Genomic DNA, 16790 nt, shown 5'->3' on the forward strand with positions numbered 1-16790 from the left:
CGGCGCCGGAACGTCAGCGGTCAGTCGACGTCGGCCGTGCCCGGCGCGGTCTTGGACACCTGCACCAGGAACTCGTAGTTGTTCTTGGTCTTGCGCAGCTGGCTCATCAGCAGGTCGATCGCCTGGTGGCTGTCCAGACCGGAGAGCACCCGGCGCAGCTTGTGCACGATGGCGAATTCGTCGGGCGAGAGCAGCAACTCGTCCTTGCGGGTGCCGGACGGGTTGACGTCGACGGCCGGGAACACCCGGCGCTCGGCGATCTTTCGGTCCAGCTTGAGCTCGGCGTTGCCGGTGCCCTTGAACTCCTCGAAGATCACCGTGTCACCGGTGGAGCCGGTCTCGACCATGGCGGTGGCGATGATGGTCAGCGACCCGCCGTCCTCGATGTTGCGCGCAGCGCCCAGGAACCGCTTCGGCGGGTACAGGGCGGTGGAGTCGACACCGCCGGACAGGATGCGCCCGGACGCCGGGGAGGCGTTGTTGTAGGCGCGGCCCAGCCGGGTGATCGAGTCGAGCAGCACCACGACGTCCTTGCCCTGCTCGACCAGGCGCTTGGCCCGCTCGATGGCCAGCTCGGCGGCCTGGGTGTGGTCGGACGGCGGGCGGTCGAAGGTGGAGGCGATCACCTCGCCCTTGACCGAGCGCTGCATGTCGGTGACCTCCTCGGGGCGCTCGTCGACGAGCACGACCATGAGGTGGCATTCGGGGTTGTTGCGGGTGATCGCGTTGGCGATGTCCTGCATGATCGTGGTCTTGCCGGCCTTGGGCGGGGAGACGATCAGGGCGCGCTGGCCCTTGCCGATCGGCATGATCAGGTCGATCACGCGCGTGGTCAGCTTCTCGGAGGAGGTCTCCAGGCGCAGCCGCTGGTTGGGATACAGCGGGGTCAGCTTGCCGAACTCGGGGCGGTTCCGCGCCGCCTCGACCGGACCGCCGTTGACGCTGTCCAGACGCACCAGCGGGTTGAACTTCTGGCGCTGGTTCTGGTTGCCGCCCTCGCCGTCGCGGGGCACCCGCACGGCGCCGGTGACGGCGTCGCCGCGGCGCAGCCCGTTCTTGCGGACCATGTTCATCGACACGTAGACGTCGTTGGGGCCGGCCAGGTAGCCGGAGGTCCGCACGAAGGCGTAATTGTCCAGGACGTCGAGGATGCCGGCGACCGGCTGGACGACGTCGTCCTCGCGCAGTTCGGCCTCGCCGCCGCCCTCGCCGCCGGGACGGTCGCCGCGGCGGCGACGGTCGCGGAAACGGCGGCCGCGGTGGCCGCCGCCCTCGTCGCCCTGCTGACCGGCTGGGCCGGACTCCCCGCCGCCCTGCTGGGCCTGGTGGCCGCTGCTGTCGGCCTTGTTCTCGCCGCCCTCGGCGCCGGCCTGCTGCCGGGCGGGGGTCTCGCCGGATTCGGCGGGCTCCCGCCGGTTCTCGGTCTGCTCGTGGGCGCTGCCGTTGCCGCCGCCGTTGTGCCCGGGCCCGCCGTCGCGGATCTCGTTGATGGCGGCGATCAGTTCGTTCTTGCGCATCCCCGACGTCCCCTTGACGCCGACCTGTCCGGCCAGGGCACGCAGTTCCGGCAGCACCATGGTGGCCAGTGCGCCACTCCCGGCATCCGCGGACTGCGGTGTGTGCGGGGTGTGGTCCTCAGCCGTGATGATGTCCGTATCGGTCACGGATTTCCTTTCCTTCCCCAGCGTTTTCATCTCGCGGGGGTGTCCGGCGTTCAGCCGATTCGCTGTACGCGAAGTCTCACCGTTGTCGGTGCTCAGTGGCTGCGGAGTGCAGTGGCCGGTCGGCCCACCGTCAGCACACTGGATTGGAGAATCAAAATGTGGTGATCGTCCTAGTAGTCGGCGCAGTACCTACGCTGCAGTTGCTGGACGCCATGAGGATAGCCCCCTTCGCCACCAGAGGCAAGAAAGGCTCGCCCGGCGGTGCAGACGGGCTCATCCCACGTAGACATCTGTCACCACGCCGTCGTTGACAGTCAGGTTCACCCGCGTTTCCACATAGTCCTTGGTGACCACGAACTCTTCGCCGTCGCGGGCGACGACCCGGACGACCCAGCCCTCGGATTCGGCCTCGCCGACGGCGTCGTCCTCGCCGAGGCCGACAAGCCTCTTCGGCAGCTCGACTTTCTTGGAGCCCGGGTCGCTGTCGCCGGTGCCCGGATCTCCGGTGCCGGTGCCCGGGGTGTTCTCCGCCAACAGACTCCGGCGTATCAGCAGCAGGACGCCGGAGAGGTATCCGACGTACCTGTCGAGCAGCGGCCCGCCGGACAGGGCGCCGAGCCACGCCGCAGCCCGGTCGAAAGCCCCGGCGATCCTGGCTCGCAGGGTGGCGACCCGCTGGTTTGGAGCATTTTCGGAGGGCGTGGCCACGCCCGAGGTGCTGAAGTAGCGGATCCCGTCGTCCCCGCAGTCGGGGCCCGCGCAGGTGGCGCCCTGATTCGCCGCGTCGGAATTGCCGTCCCATATCGCGATCGGCGGCTCGGCGGGCCACTCGTTGGACTTGGTCGGCAGCGCGATGTCTTCGATCGGGGGGTCCGTCGGCACAGCAGAGTCGTCCGCGCCGGGGTCCTCGACCGCGGTGCCGGTGCGCCAGAAGGGCATCGGCTTGCCGCCGCCCCGGCCCGGCAAAGGCTCCTGGACCGCGCCGTCGTCCAGGTCACTGGCGTCCTGCGGATCGGCGCCACCGGACTCGCCCGTGGTCGCGCTGTCCTCGGCGGCCTCCACCGGCTCCTTGACGGACTCCGGCGGCTCGGTCAGGCCGACAGCCGTCTCGGCGGGGTCGGGCACCTCCTGCAGCGGACCCGCGGTCACCAGGGGCTTCCCGGGGAGCGCGTCGTCCCCCTCGGCCTTAATCGGCGGCTGCTCCGGGAGATCAGCCGGATCGGCCTGTTCGGCAGGATCCGGCACCACCGCCGGATCCACCGTTGAATCCTCGGGCGGGCCGGGCTCCTCCGAAGCGGCGGCGTGCGCCCTGCCCTTCCCGGCGGTCCTGGCCCTCGAGCCCGGCGCGGAGCCGGAGTCACCGGCCGTGCCCGCCGACGCGGCGGATCCGCCCCGGTCACCGCTGTCAGCCGAGGCCACGCCCGCCGCCTGGGGTCCTGCCAGTGACAGTCCCAGCGCGAACACCGCCGCCCCCAGCCGAACCCCGCCGTTCACGATCGCCATTGCCCGAACCTCCCTGACCCGACAGCCACCAACCTAGTTGTGACAGGTATCACACGTCAAAGTTCAGCGGCCGTCCGCCGCTGTGACCGGGCTCAACGCCGCGCCCAGCACACCGGGGCGCCCACCGCCACCTCCGCGGTGGCAAAGCCGTGTTCGCGGGCGAAGCCGATCACCTCGGCCGGCAGGTCGGCGCCGTCGGTCATCGCCAGCACCGACGGTCCCGCCCCGGAGAGCACCCCGGCCACACCGTGACGCCGCAGGACCTGCAGGTACTGCGCGGATGCCGGCATCGCCGGGCCGCGCTGCGGCTGGTGCAACCGGTCCTCGGTGGCCGGCATCAGCAGATCCGGGCGCTCGGTGAGAGCGAGCACCAGCAAGGCCGCCCGGCTGACGTTGAACCGGGCGGCTCGGTGGCTGACCTCAGCCGGCAGCAGGACCCTGGTCTCGGCGGTCGACGAACGCACCTCGGGAATACCGGCGAACAGCCGGATATCGGGATGCAGCCGAAGCGGTGCGGCGAAGTAGCCGGGCGTTCCGGGGCCGTCGTCGGCCGGCGACTCGGTCCACGACACCACGGCGCCTCCCAGAACCGAGGCGGAGGCGTTGTCCGGGTGCCCCTCGAACTCACCGGACAGCTGGATCAGTTGGACTCCGGTGAGCTCGGGCAGATCCGCCTGTGCGACAAGGGCGTTGGCTGCCGCCAATCCGCCGACAACGGCTGCTGCCGACGATCCCAGCCCGCGTGAGTGCGGAATGGCATTGCGGCAGTTGATCTTCAAGCCCTGCACATGCGCTCCGGCGGCTTGCAGCCCACGCCGGACGGCCTCGGCCACCAGATTGTCCGGACCGGCGGGAACCTGGCCGCGGCCCTCCCCCTCGATATCGACAACCGTTGCACCCGCCGTGGTTTCGACGGCAATCTGGTCGTAGATGGCCAGCGCCAGGCCGAGGCTGTCGAAGCCTGGGCCGAGGTTGGCACTGGAGGCCGCAACCGTTGCGTGGCCGATCAGGCCGGGGGGCAGCTGGACGCTCAACGCGGCCCTCGCCTCAGTCCAGACCCAGCGCGGCCACCACCGCGGCCGGTTCGACCGGAAGCGGGCTGACCGCCGGCATGTCGCGCAACGCGGTGTCGGGATCTTTGAGGCCGTGGCCGGTGACGGTGCACACCACCGTCGATCCGCGCCGCACCCAGCCGTCCTCGGCGGCCTTGAGCAGTCCGGCGACGCTGGCGGCCGAGGCGGGTTCGACGAACACACCTTCGTCCCGCGCCACCAGGTGATACGCGGCAAGCAGCTCCTCGTCGGTGGCGGCCAGGAACCGGCCGCCGGACTCGCGCTGCGCGGTCATGGCGCCGTCCCAGGACGCCGGGGATCCGATCCGGATCGCGGTGGCCAGGGTCTCGGGCTTGCTGACCGGCTTGCCCAGCACCAGCGGTGCGGCGCCGGCGGCCTGGGTGCCGAGCATGCGGGGCAGGGTTTCGCTGACCCCGTCGCGGTGGTACTCGGTATAGCCCCTCCAGTAGGCGGTGATGTTGCCGGCGTTGCCGACCGGCAGGGCGTGCACGTCGGGCGCGACGCCCAAGGCGTCGACGATCTCGAACGCCGCGGTCTTCTGCCCCTCGATGCGCACCGGGTTGACGCTGTTGACCAGAGAGATGGTCGGGTAATCGGCGGTGAGCTTGCGGGCGAGCTCCAGGCAGTCGTCGAAGTTACCGTCGATCTGGATGATCTTGGCGCCGTGCATCACCGCCTGGGCCAGCTTGCCCATCGCGATCTTGCCCTGCGGGATCAGCACCGCGCAGGTGATGCCCGCCCGGGCTGCGTAGGCGGCGGCCGACGCGGAGGTGTTCCCGGTGGAGGCGCACAGAACCGCCTGCTTACCGGTGGCCACCGCTTCGGTCACCGCCATGGTCATTCCGCGGTCCTTGAACGATCCGGTGGGGTTGAGGCCCTCGACCTTGAGGTACACCCGGCAGCCGGTCCGCTCCGACAGCCGGGGCGCGGCGACCAGGGGGGTGCCGCCTTCCAGCAGGGTCACCGGTGTCCAGTTCGCGGCCATCGGCAGCCGGTCGCGGTAGGCCTCGATCAGCCCTGGCCAGGAGCAGCCAGCGCGGCCACGGCAGTCGGCAAACCTTCGCGCAAGACGCTCATCGGTGCCGGATTCTCTTCGCGCAAGACGCTCATCGGTCATTCGGCGGTTCCCTCCAGACGCAGCACGCTGGTGACTCCGTCGACCACGTCGAGGCCGGCCAGCGCGGCGACGGTCTCCGACAGCGCGGCATCGGTGGCCCGGTGGGTCACGACGACGATCCGTGCGCCTCCGCCGGGCAGGCCTTCCTGGCGCACCTCGGCGATGCTGACCTCGCGTTTGCCGAATTCGGTTGCAACCGAGGCCAATACGCCCGGGCGGTCCTTGACCGTCATGCTCACGTAGTAACGGGTCGGAATGACGCCGATCGGCGCGATCGGCAGCTGCGCGTAGCGCGACTCACGCGGCCCGCGGCCGCCCTGCACCCGGTTGCGCGCGGCCATCACCACATCACCCATCACCGCCGATGCGGTCGGGTCGCCGCCTGCGCCCTGCCCGTAGAACATCAGTCGCCCGGCCGCCGCCGCCTCGACGACCACGGCGTTGAAGGCTCCGCTGACCGATGCCAGCGGATGCGCCAGCGGCACCAGGGCCGGATAGACCCGGGCCGAGACCCGTTCCTGGCCGTCGGCGGTGATCCGCTCGCAGATGGCCAGCAGTTTGATGGTGCAGCCGAGCGCCCGGGCGGCCTCGAAGTCGGCCGGGGCGACCTTCGTGATGCCCTCGCGGTAGACGTCGTCGGCGGTGACCCTGGTGTGGAAGGCGATCGACGCGAGGATGGCCGCCTTGGCCGCGGCGTCGTAGCCCTCGACGTCGGCAGTCGGGTCTGCCTCGGCGTATCCCAGCGCGCTGGCGTCGGCCAGGGCGTGCTCGTAATCGGCACCGGAGGAGGACATCTCGGAGAGGATGTAGTTGGTGGTGCCGTTGACGATTCCGGCCACCCGCAGCACGGTGTCCCCGGCCAGCGACTGGGTGAGCGGGCGGATCACCGGGATCGCGCCGGCCACCGCGGCCTCGAAGTACAGGTCGACGCGAGCGCGTTCGGCCGCCTCGGCGAGCTCGCCGGTGGACTCTGCCAGCAGCGCCTTGTTCGCGGTCACCACCGACTTGCCGTGCTCCAGAGCGGTCAGGATGGCCTTGCGCGCGGGCTCGACCGGGCCCATCAGCTCCACGACGATGTCGACGTCCGGGCGCGAGACCAGTTCCTCGACGTTGTCGGTCAGCAGCCCCGCCGGCACACCCCGGTCGCCGGCCACCCGGCGCACCGCGACACCGCGAAGCTCCAGCGGCGCACCGATGCGGGCGGCCAGGTCGACGGCGCTCTCGCCGATGATGCGCACCACCTCGCGCCCCACATTGCCCAGGCCGAGCACCGCGACACCGATCGGCCTCTCCGCGCTCCCGTTGGTCACCGCACCTCCAGACTGAGCAGATCGTCGACGGTCTCCCGGCGCAGCACCGGGCGCGCGCCGCCGTCGCGCACCGCGACGACGGCCGGCCGGCCGATCAGGTTGTACCGGCTGGACATCGAGTAGCAGTAGGCGCCGGTCGCCGCGACGGCGAGCAGGTCACCGGGTGCCAGGTCGGCCGGCACCCAGGCGTCGGAGACGACGATATCGCCGCTCTCGCAATGCTTGCCGACGATGCGCGCGAGCACCGGCGGTGCCGAACTCGACCGCGACACCAGGCGCACGTCGTAGGCCGCCCCGTACAGCGACGTGCGGATGTTGTCGCTCATGCCGCCGTCGACGCTGACGTATCGGCGCTGCGAGGTGCCGCTGACCGCCACATCCTTGACCGTGCCGACGGTGTAGAGGGTGACGGTGCCCGGGCCGGCGATCGCCCGTCCGGGTTCGACCACGAGCCGGGGGGTGGGCAGTCCGGCCGCGGCCGACTCGGCCCGCACGATCGCCGTCAGTTTGGCGGCCAGTTCGGCCACCGGGGGCGGATCGTCCTGCGGCACATAGGCGATGCCCAGACCTCCGCCGAGGTCCACCGCGGCGATCTGGGTGGTCTTGTCAACCCCGAACTCGGCGACGATCTCGCGCAGCAGGCCGATCACACGGTGCGCGGCGAGTTCGAAACCGCCGACGTCGAAGATCTGCGACCCGATGTGGCTGTGCAGCCCGACCAGCCTCAGGTTGGCCACGGCGAAGACTTCCCGCACCGCCTGCATCGCATCGCCGCCTGCCAGCGACAGGCCGAACTTCTGGTCTTCGTGGGCGGTTGCGATGTATTCGTGGGTATGGGCCTCGACACCGACGGTCACCCGCACCATGACGTTCTGCACCACCCCGGCCTCGCCCGCGATGGCGTCGAGGCGGCCGATCTCAGTCATCGAGTCCACCACCACGTAGCCGACGCCGGCCTTGACCGCGGCGGTGAGTTCGTCGACCGATTTGTTGTTGCCGTGCAGTGCGATCCGCTCCGCCGGGAAACCGGCGTGCAGCGCGACGGCCAGTTCGCCGCCGCTGGCGACGTCGAGGCACAGGCCTTCCTCGGCGACCCACCGGGCGATCTCGCTGCACAGGAAGGCCTTGGCCGCGTAGTGAACGTTGTCACCCCCGCCGAAGGCGGCAGCCATCTCCCGGCACCGGCTGCGGAAATCGTCCTCGTCGATGACGAACAGCGGCGTCCCGTAGTCTCCGGCCAGGTCGGTGACCGTCACACCGGCGATCCGGACTACCCCGTCACCGCACCGAACGAGGTTGCGCGGCCAGACATTCGCGGCGAGCGCGAGCACGTCACCGGGGTTTCGCGGCGGCGGCGGCGCGGACCCCTGGTGGATCTCCTCGGCATGCCGGGGACCGGCCGGGTGGACGTTCACATCCGCTCCGGGGCGCTCACACCGAGAATGCCCAGGCCGTTTGCGATCACCTGACGGGTGGCCTCACACAGCGCCAGGCGCGCGCGGTTGAGGTCACCGGGCTCCTCGTCGCCCTGCGGCAACACCCGGTTGGAGTCGTAGAACCGGTGGTAGTCGCCGGCGAGGTCCTCGAGGTAGCGGCACACCCGGTGGGGTTCGCGCAGGGCGGCGGCCGACTGCAGAACCCGGGGGAACTCGCCGAGGTTGCGGATCAGGGTGCCCTCTTTGTCGTGGCTGAGCAGATCCAGGCGCGCGGTGTCGGGAGCCAGGCCAAGATCGGCGGCGTTGCGGGCGAGGGCGCACAACCGTGCGTGCGCGTACTGCACGTAGTAGACCGGGTTCTCGCTGGATGCCGAAGACCACAGAGCGAGGTCGATGTCGATCGGGGTGTCGACAGACGATCGGATCAGGGCGTAGCGGGCGGCGTCCACCCCGATCGCCTCGACGAGGTCGTCGAGGGTGATCACGGTGCCGGCCCGCTTGCTCATCCGAACCGGCTGGCCGTCGCGGACGAGGTTGACCATCTGGCCGATCAGCACCTCGACGGTGTCGGGGTCGTCTCCGAGAGCCGCGGCGGCCGCCTTGAGCCGGGCGATGTAGCCGTGATGGTCGGCGCCGAGCATGTAGATGCACAGATCGAAGCCGCGCTGGCGCTTGTCGAGATAGTAGGCGAGATCGCCTGCGATGTAGGCGGGTTGGCCGTCGCTCTTGATGACCACACGGTCCTTGTCGTCGCCGAACTCGGTGGTGCGCAGCCAGGTTGCGCCGTCCTTCTCATAGATGGCGCCGGTGGTGCGCAGCTTGGCGACGGCCTGCTCCACCCGGCCGCTGCTGTGCATGGATTCTTCATGGGTATAGACGTCGAAGTCGGTGCCGAAGTCGTGCAGCGAGGTCTTGATGTGATCGAACATCAGGTCCACGCCGATCGACCGGAAGGTCTCGCGCTGCTGCGACTCCGGCAGGCTGAGCGCGTCGGGGGCCGCGGCCAGCACCTGCGCGGCGATATCGCCGATGTAGGCACCGGCGTAGCCGTCCGGAGGTGTCGGCTCTTCCTTGGCGGCTGCGATGAGGGAGTTGACGAAGCGGTCGATCTGGGCGCCATGGTCATTGAAGTAGTACTCCCGAACGACTGCCGCACCCTGGGTGCTCAGCAGCCGGCCGAGCGCGTCGCCGACCGCCGCCCACCGGGTGCCGCCGATGTGGATCGGCCCGGTCGGGTTGGCCGAGACGAACTCCAGGTTGATGGTGCGGCCGTCCAGCGACGCCGAGTTGCCGTAGGCCGGTCCGGCCGTCAGGACGTTGGCGACGATGACCCCCTGTGCGGAGGTCTCCAGGCGCAGATTGACGAACCCGGGCCCGGCCACTTCGGCCGAGGCGATGCCCTCGGCGGAGGCCAGGCCGGCGGCCAGCCAGCCCGCCAGTTCACGAGGATCGGCACCGACCTTCTTGGCGACCTGCAGGGCCAGGTTGGTGGCGTAGTCGCCGTGCTCGGGATTGCGCGGACGTTCGACGGTGACCGTCGCGGGCAGCGCATCCGGATCCAGGCCGTGCTCGGCCAGCACCGCGGCGGCGGTGCCGCGCAGCAGTTCGGCGAGATCGGCGGGGGTCACGGGGGTTCATCCTATGCGTTAGGCTGTGTCCGCCCGACGGCGCAGCGTGTGCGCCCCCGTAGCTCAGGGGATAGAGCGTCTGCCTCCGGAGCAGAAGGCCGCAGGTTCGAATCCTGCCGGGGGCACGTTTTCGGTTGGGGGTCTCAAATGGCGGATCGGCGGTCGCTGATTTCCGTTGCCGCCGGCGCGCTTGCACTACTGGTCGCCGCGGTTCCCGCGCAGGCCGATCCGGCGCCGATGAACGGCGACTACCGGGTCCGGGTGGACGGATCCGACTTCGGGGTGTGGACCTTCACGCCGGAGTGCACGACCGCCGCCGGCGGCTGCACCGCGACCGTGGAGGCGCGGGCGAAGGGCTGGAGCGCTGTGGCGACGCTGTCCGAGGGGCGCTGGACCCTCACCCGGACATCGGAGACGTTGTTCGGCTGCGGCGACGGAAGCTCCTCGGCGGGCGAGATGCGCGCGAAATGGGACGCCGGGACGCTGACCGGATCCTTGCTGATGGTGCCGGACGGCAAACGGTGCGGCGGCTCGAGTGCGCCGCTGCGGGGCGCGCTGGAACTCCTCAAGACCTGAGGCCGCCGTCAGCCCGCGGAGACCAGTCGCCGGCGCACCTCAGCCGCCAGGTCCGAACCGGACAGCGCGCTGGGTGAGGTTCTGATCTCCATCGGCCCGTCGAACTCGTCGGGAGTCAGGTAGCCCGCCGCCAGCAGTGCCTCGATGGGTGAACGGCCGTAGACGCGGGCCACCAGGATGACGGTCTCCGCCTTGGGCCGGGTCTTGCCCTGCAGCCAGTTGCAGACCGACAACCGCCCCACACCGAGCCGCTCGGCGATGAGCGCCTGGGTCTGGCCGCCGACGATCCGGCGCAGGTACTCGGGCCACGTCTCGATGGATGTCTCCGCAACAGCCATTGGTTTGTGCCCCCGCGCGGTAAATGACGTCGTCTGTGCAGTCGTGAATTGCTGAAACAATAACTCCGAGGACGAGAATGCATGACTCAGGAATTAATTTCAATAAATGTATATTCGTCGATACATGTGTATTGCAGATGTCACTAGCTGGTCTTATGTCTAGAGAAGCATGCACCCGAATTGCCGGATATACATTCCGTGGAATCGGCGATCGGGGCGAGCACCGATGGGCACGCCGATTTGCGGAGGGACCCAAAAACCGGTGTCAGCGCCGATGCGTTCCGGATACCGTCCCGGTCATCGCGGCGACCGACGGTGGGACCCGCACCGCCGGGGCGCAGTCCGGGGCGCGCAGCGGCTCACCGTAGGTCGTGACGATCGGGACGACTCCGGCCCAGCCGCCGGCCGCGACGTCCTCCGGCCCGTCCGTCGGCCAGCCGTCGGCGATCTTCAGCGACCAGTTGTCCGTGCCGATCGGCAGCGCCAGCACCAGGGTGGCAGCCAGTTCGCGGGCGGTGCCGGCCCGCAGTTCGGCTGCCCGGCCGGGAATGAAGGCGTCGATCAAACCCGTTAGGCAGCGGTCCTTCTCCTCGTCGACCACCGACCGGAATCGACCGAACAGCACGGCGCTGCGGTACCGGAACGACGACTCGAACCCGCTGCGCGCCACCGTGATCGCGTCGAGCAACGTCACGCAGACCGACACCGCGGCGCCGGCGGCGAGTTCCGCAAGCCAGGGCGACCCGGTCGAGCCGTGGATCACCAGTTCGTCACCGAGCCGGGCGAATCCGACCGGCAGGGCCACCGGATGCCCGTCACGCAGGAAGGCGACGGTGGCCAGCGGCGTGCTGTCGAGCACCGCGTCCAGGGTCGAGCGATCGCCGTTCTGCCGTTGACGCTCGCGGGTCACCGAGGTCGTGGGGCGCGACATGCCCTCAGCGTCGCACACCCGCGGCGTTGTCATCCCAGCCGGCGCAGCGCCTCGGGAGTCAGGTCGGCCAGGGCGGGATAGCCGTCGATTGCCATGATCAGGTCGGTCTCGGCCAGGATCGAGCGCAGCACATGGACGATCCCATCGGTTCCGGCCAGCGCGGCACCGTAGGCGTAGGGCCGGCCGACTCCGACCGCCGCGGCACCCAGTGCCAGCGCCTTGACCACGTCCGCGCCGGAGCGGATCCCGGAGTCGAACAGCACCGGCGTCCGGCCCGAGGCGGCCACCACCTCGGGCAGGCAGTCGATGGCGGGCAGTCCGCCGTTGGCCTGGCGGCCGCCGTGGTTGGAGCAGTAGATCCCGTCCACCCCGGCGTCGACAGCCCGGCGGGCGTCGTCGGGATGGCAGATGCCCTTGAGGATCAGCGGCAGCGAGGTGATCGACCGCAGCCACGCCAGGTCGTTCCAGGTCACGGCGTTGCCGAAAACGCTGACCCAGTGCATGACCGCGTTGCGCGGGTCGGCGTCGATGTCGGCCTGCACCTTCGCCCGGAAATGCGGGTCACTGGTGTAGTTGGCCAGGCACATCCCCCGCAGTTGCGGGAAGTTGGCGAACGACAGGTCGCGGGGCCGCCAGCCGGTGACCCAGGTGTCCAGTGTCACCACGATGCCGGCGTAGCCCGCCGCCTCGGCACGGTGCACGAAGCTCTCGGCGAGGTCCCGGTCAGACGGGGTGTAGAGCTGGAAAAACCCAGGGGTGGAACCGAATTCGGAGGCGACGTCCTCCAGCGGATCCATCGTCAGGGTGGACACGCACATCGGCACCCCGGTCTGCGCGGCAGCGCGGGCCGCCGCGAGGTCACCGTGGCGGTCACGTGTGCACAACCCGATCACGCCGATGGGCGCCATGAAAATCGGTGTGGCCCAACGCCGTCCCCACAGCTCGACGGACAGATCACGCTCAGTCGCGCCGACCAGCATCCGCGGGACCAGGCCCCAGCGTCCGAACGCGCTGACGTTGGCCCGCTGGGTCGACTCGTCGCCGGCGCCGCCCGCGACGTAGGACCACACCGACGGCGGCATCGCCTGTTCCGCCCGGGCCTCGAGTTCGCCGAAGGACATCGGCAGCGTGGGTATGACCCCGGCGAGACCCTGCAGGTAGATCTCGAGCTGGTAGTCCCCGAAACTCATCGTCCTGGGTTCCTTTCGGGGGCGAAGTCGGCCGCCACATCCGCGGCCCGGCGAAGCTGATCGAGGTCCGAGCTGGTCGGGATGAGGTGGATCTCGCTGGTGCCGATCGCGGCGAATCCCCGGAGCACCTCGGCCAGCTGATCCTCGGTGCCGGCGAACCCGGTGAGCGGGGCCATCGCGTCGACCATCTCGGCCGGGATCCAGTTCATGTAATGCCGAAGGTGGCGGTGGATCTGGGCGCGGGCCCGGGCGGGCTCGCCCAGGGCGAACCAGAACGAGGTGGCCAGGTGCGGGGGCGGCTTACCGGCCGCCGCCCAGGCGCTGCGACCGACGTCGAACAGTTCGTCCTGTTTGGCCACATCCAGGTCCAGGGTGATCCCCGCCAGTCCGTCGGCCCAGCCGGCCGCGCTGCGCAGGGTCCTCGGACCGACGGTCCCGACCAGCAGCCGCGGACCGCGCGCCGGCCGGGGCCCGACCGGGACCACCGAGTCGGTGAGCTTCTCCCCCGCCCACACCCGCTTCATGATCCCGACCCGGTCGGCCATCTCGCGGATGGTCTGGCCGCCAGGGTCGGCGCCGACGGCCAGGTAGTCCTCCCGGCGGCCGCCGACCCCGACTCCGACGGTGAGCCGGCCGCCGCTGAGCATGTCGCCGGTGGCCAGTGATTTCGCCAGCAGCACCGGATCGTGCAACTGGGGCACGACGACGGTGGTGGTCAGCGGGACCCGATCGGTCCAGGCGGCCAGGGCACCCAGCAGCGTCAGCGCCTCCGGATTGTCGAAGGCGATGCGCTCTCCCCAGCACAACGAGGAGAACGGTCCTTCGTCGATCGACCGCGCCCACGTCCGCAGCATGCCGGTGTCGAGATCGGGCTCCATCACCGGCATGGTCATGCCTACCTGCACCCACGCGATTCTGGCACAGGGCGGCGCTACCCCTTGCGGGCTCGCACCGGCCCGGCCGGTGGCGGCGTGAAGAGTTGGCCGCGCAGGCCGCCTTTGGTGGTGCGGACCGCGACCAGCAGCCAGGTCCCGATCAGGCAGCAGTAGGCGATCACCGCGACGACCCTGAACACCGGAAGGCCGGTGTGCACGGCCAGCTGGGTGGTGCCGGTCACGAACGTCCCGACCGGGAAGGTCAGACTCCACCACGTCAGCGCGAAGGGCATGCCGCGGCGCATGGTGCGGACGGTCAACCCGGTTGCCAGTGCGATCCACAGCAGCGCGAAGCCCCACACCGGAACGCCGTAGAGAACCGCGACGGTGTTCATGGTCTGGGCGGTCAACGGGTCGACGGCCGATTCGGCGTTGAGCCCGAGAAGGCCTGCCGCGGTTATCGACTGGCCCAGTGGGCCGAGCACGATCCACAACGTCGGCACCCGCGCGGTGCCGGAGGTTCCGTAGAGCGCCAGCCGGCTCCAGATCATCACGATGATGATGAACGCGGCCAGCAGCGACATCCCGAACATCGCCCAGCAGCCGTAGAGCAGGGTCTGGCGCGCCGAACCGGCCGGGGTGTGCGCGATCAGCAGGGCCCCACCGGCGGCGGAGACCATCGGCGGGACGACGGGCATCAGCCATCCGCCGAAAGCGGCGTCGGGTTCCACGTCGTGCCGGGTGAACATCAGCAGCGGGATGGTCACCGCGGTGAACAGCCCGCCGACGGTGCCGGCGGCCCAGAGCGCCCAGCCGAGGCCGACGGCGGCCCGCTCGCCGATCAGCGCGCCGCCGACCAGGAGCGCGCCGGTGCCCACCGTCAGCAGCGCCATCGGCGCGGCGCCGTAGAAGTGCGCCATCTGCGGGTTGCCGGCGTGGCTCCGTGCGATGGTCGGGTGGCGGATCCAGTGCCCGCCGACGATGACGACAAGCGCGACCAGCAGCAGCGCGGCGATCACCCAGACCACCCGGGTGAAGAGGGTCAGGCCCGGGACCTGCACGGGCAGCGTCGCTCCCGCGTTGGCCACGATGCCGGTTCCCATCACCGAGGCGAACCAGTTCGGCCCGACCGTGCCCAGCTTCTCGTCCCGGGTGGCCGGGCCCGGCCCTCGCCCGGAGTCCGTCTCGGCCGGCACGTCGTTCACTCCCGCTCCGGGCCGGTCCGGCCCGGCACCCCGCGGCGGCCGCGGCGCCCCTCCTGGGTCAGGTAGTCCCGCGCCATCCGGTCCACGTGCTCGGGCAGCGCCCCGGCGGCGACGTCGGCCAGGGTGGTCTCCTCCAGAACCGAACGCATGCTGGCGCGCAGCGCGCGCCAGACATCGGCCAGCGCGACGGTGGGACCCGAGTAACGGAGGTCGGCAAGTCCGATGTCGCGCACACTGGCCAGCGGCCCGTCGATACACCTCAGCACATCGGCGATGCTGATCTCCCCGGCCGGCTGTGCCAGCGAGTAGCCGCCGTCACGGCCGCGGTGGCTTCGGACCAGACGGTCGGCGCGCAGGTCGGAAAGAATGTCGACGAGGAACTGGCCCGGGATGTCCTGGGCCTTGGCCAGGTCGTCGGTCTTGACCAGGGCACCGGGCGGGACGGAGGCCAGGTGTGCCATGGCGCGGACGGCGTACTCCGCTTTGGCCGACATCCGCATTACGCGGATTCTGCCAAAATCGCCGGAGCCGCGGACCTACCTGCCCAGGTTGCGTAGCCGCGGCAAGGAGGCGGAGTTTGCGTCACCGTCGCCGGAATCCCCACGACCGGCCGGACCGCGCGGATTCGGGCCGGGTCGCCACGGCCGATGAATCGGGGAAAGCTTGCCGCCCGCAACGGGATCGGCGGAGTCAGCGGAGTCATCGGCGCCGGGGCCGGCGGACAGCAGCGGAGGCTGGTCGGCGACGGGCGTCCGACTGACCCGGCCGCCGGCGAGAACCGGGTCGGATTTGTCGCCGGCCGGGTAGGAGTGCTGTGAACCGGCGACGGGAAGTGACGCCAGCCGGTTGCCAACGGCGGAGATCGTGTCCGCGACCACCGGCGGAGCCAGCGGGACCGCCGCCACCACCGAGGCGACCGCGTCGAGGGTGCGGGGAAGCTCGACGCTGACAAGCTCATGGGCGGCATAGGCCGGACCCATCCCCTGCGCCGGCAGGAGGTCGGCGGGCGGGACGGTCGCGTGGGAGCCGCCGACGCCCGGCTCGGGCGCCTGCGCCACGACCTGAACCGGGCCGGCGGGGGGCGCGGACGGGGCGGCCGGATCGGCCGGCCGGATCCCGGCCAGGTCGGACAGGGCCGCCAGGTCCTGGCCGGGCGCCGCCGCGTCGCCGGCCGCGGTGAAGGCCTGCGACAACCCGTTGCGGCCCAGATAAACGGCATCGGCGACCAGCGCGCTCACGACGTCCTTGAGAACGGACAGCGGGCCGGACGCACCCGGCGAAGCCGGGGCGAGGGCATCGAGGAAATCCTGGCCGGAGGTTTCGGCGGTACCCGATGAGAGGTCCACGGACCGGATCTGGACGTCGGCGCTCGATCCCATGACGGGGTTAGCCGCCACCACGGCAGCGGTCACCATGACCACTCCCGTCGCGATGATCGGACCGAACACGCGCCGCACTGGAACACCACCTTCTTACGAGTGCAACTGCGATAGTACCTGAGAATGGCCTGAGACGGCGAATCGACACGTCGGCGGTCTTCAGCCACGCATGCTGCACAGAAGCGTCAAGTCCCAGGTCGGCCCGGTCAGATACCCGGAATCTTACTTACACAAACCTGAGAAATCTCACCGCAGCGCGGCGAGCACCGCCTCGGCGTACTGGGGACGGCAAACCACGAGGTCGGGCAGCAGGGGGTCGGCCTGGTTGTAGACCAGCGCCGTCCCGTCCACCCGGGAGGTGTGCAGCCCGGCCGCCCTGGCCACCGCGACCGGCGCCGCGGAATCCCACTCGTACTGGCCCCCGGCGTGGACGTAGACCTCGGCGCGGCCGAGTACCACCGCGGCCACCTTGGCCCCGGCCGATCCCATCTCCACCAGGGTCCCGTCCAGTTCGTCGCACACCTGCCGGGCCGCCGCGGGCGGCCGGGTGCGCGACACCAGAATC

Annotated in this window: 16 protein-coding genes and 1 tRNA gene; 2 read left to right on the top strand and 15 right to left on the bottom strand. The window is 70.4% G+C overall.

Features of this window, described 5'->3' with window-relative positions; all coding sequences use genetic code 11:
- Positions 1-20 precede the first annotated feature (20 nt).
- From rho to argS, 7 genes are all read right to left on the bottom strand, one after another.
- Complete coding sequence (gene rho, locus ACKOQ4_RS16510; protein WP_526293669.1) at positions 21-1664, bottom strand: transcription termination factor Rho; 1644 nt, start codon at positions 1662-1664, stop codon at positions 21-23.
- 273 nt (positions 1665-1937) lie between these two features.
- Positions 1938-3167: an ICP22 family protein gene (locus ACKOQ4_RS16515; RefSeq protein WP_526293670.1), complete on the bottom strand. Its 1230-nt coding sequence runs from the start codon at positions 3165-3167 to the stop codon at positions 1938-1940.
- 92 nt (positions 3168-3259) lie between these two features.
- Positions 3260-4201: a homoserine kinase gene (thrB, locus tag ACKOQ4_RS16520; protein ID WP_526293671.1), complete on the bottom strand. Its 942-nt coding sequence runs from the start codon at positions 4199-4201 to the stop codon at positions 3260-3262.
- Between the two features lie 13 nt (positions 4202-4214).
- The gene (gene thrC / locus ACKOQ4_RS16525) at positions 4215-5357 is read right to left on the bottom strand and encodes a threonine synthase (RefSeq protein WP_526293672.1); all 1143 of its coding nucleotides are present in this window, start codon (positions 5355-5357) and stop codon (positions 4215-4217) included.
- Complete coding sequence (locus ACKOQ4_RS16530) at positions 5354-6667, bottom strand: homoserine dehydrogenase (protein WP_526293673.1); 1314 nt, start codon at positions 6665-6667, stop codon at positions 5354-5356. The genes thrC and ACKOQ4_RS16530 overlap by 4 nt, the downstream gene beginning before the upstream one ends.
- Positions 6664-8043 carry a diaminopimelate decarboxylase gene (gene lysA, locus ACKOQ4_RS16535; RefSeq protein WP_526293684.1) on the bottom strand — a complete coding sequence of 460 codons (1380 nt, stop codon included), beginning with the start codon at positions 8041-8043 and terminating at the stop codon, positions 6664-6666. The genes ACKOQ4_RS16530 and lysA overlap by 4 nt, the downstream gene beginning before the upstream one ends.
- Before the next feature lie 35 nt (positions 8044-8078).
- Complete coding sequence (argS, locus tag ACKOQ4_RS16540) at positions 8079-9731, bottom strand: arginine--tRNA ligase (protein WP_526293674.1); 1653 nt, start codon at positions 9729-9731, stop codon at positions 8079-8081.
- A gap of 52 nt (positions 9732-9783) precedes the next feature.
- On the opposite strand from argS, the gene ACKOQ4_RS16545 reads away from it, so the two are divergent.
- Together ACKOQ4_RS16545 and ACKOQ4_RS16550 are read left to right on the top strand one after the other, a co-directional pair.
- A tRNA-Arg gene (locus ACKOQ4_RS16545) sits at positions 9784-9856 on the top strand.
- 22 nt (positions 9857-9878) lie between these two features.
- Complete coding sequence (locus ACKOQ4_RS16550; RefSeq protein ID WP_526293675.1) at positions 9879-10307, top strand: hypothetical protein; 429 nt, start codon at positions 9879-9881, stop codon at positions 10305-10307.
- Between the two features lie 8 nt (positions 10308-10315).
- Here ACKOQ4_RS16550 and ACKOQ4_RS16555 read toward each other — a convergent pair whose 3' ends face one another.
- The 8 genes from ACKOQ4_RS16555 to ACKOQ4_RS16590 all read right to left on the bottom strand — a co-directional run.
- On the bottom strand, positions 10316-10645 hold the full coding sequence (locus tag ACKOQ4_RS16555; protein WP_526293676.1) for a helix-turn-helix transcriptional regulator: 330 nt from the start codon (positions 10643-10645) through the stop codon (positions 10316-10318).
- Between the two features lie 265 nt (positions 10646-10910).
- Positions 10911-11576, bottom strand: a complete 666-nt coding sequence (locus tag ACKOQ4_RS16560; RefSeq protein ID WP_526293677.1) for a pyridoxamine 5'-phosphate oxidase family protein — start codon at positions 11574-11576, stop codon at positions 10911-10913.
- Between the two features lie 29 nt (positions 11577-11605).
- A complete protein-coding gene (locus tag ACKOQ4_RS16565; protein WP_526293678.1) occupies positions 11606-12766 on the bottom strand; it encodes an alpha-hydroxy-acid oxidizing protein in 1161 nt (386 codons plus the stop codon).
- On the bottom strand, positions 12763-13659 hold the full coding sequence (locus ACKOQ4_RS16570; RefSeq protein WP_526293685.1) for an LLM class flavin-dependent oxidoreductase: 897 nt from the start codon (positions 13657-13659) through the stop codon (positions 12763-12765). The genes ACKOQ4_RS16565 and ACKOQ4_RS16570 overlap by 4 nt, the downstream gene beginning before the upstream one ends.
- 38 nt (positions 13660-13697) lie before the next feature.
- Positions 13698-14837 (bottom strand): TDT family transporter, encoded by a 1140-nt coding sequence (locus ACKOQ4_RS16575; protein WP_526293679.1) that lies wholly within the window; start codon positions 14835-14837, stop codon positions 13698-13700.
- A gap of 5 nt (positions 14838-14842) precedes the next feature.
- The gene (locus tag ACKOQ4_RS16580) at positions 14843-15346 is read right to left on the bottom strand and encodes an Rrf2 family transcriptional regulator (protein ID WP_526293680.1); all 504 of its coding nucleotides are present in this window, start codon (positions 15344-15346) and stop codon (positions 14843-14845) included.
- Between the two features lie 36 nt (positions 15347-15382).
- Positions 15383-16294, bottom strand: a complete 912-nt coding sequence (locus ACKOQ4_RS16585) for a hypothetical protein (RefSeq protein WP_526293681.1) — start codon at positions 16292-16294, stop codon at positions 15383-15385.
- 177 nt (positions 16295-16471) lie between these two features.
- Positions 16472-16790: inositol monophosphatase family protein (locus ACKOQ4_RS16590; protein ID WP_526293682.1), on the bottom strand; the 319-nt coding region annotated here is incomplete at its 5' end.

This window comes from Mycobacterium sp. (assembly GCF_046095365.1).
Taxonomy (GTDB): Bacteria; Actinomycetota; Actinomycetes; order Mycobacteriales; family Mycobacteriaceae; genus Mycobacterium.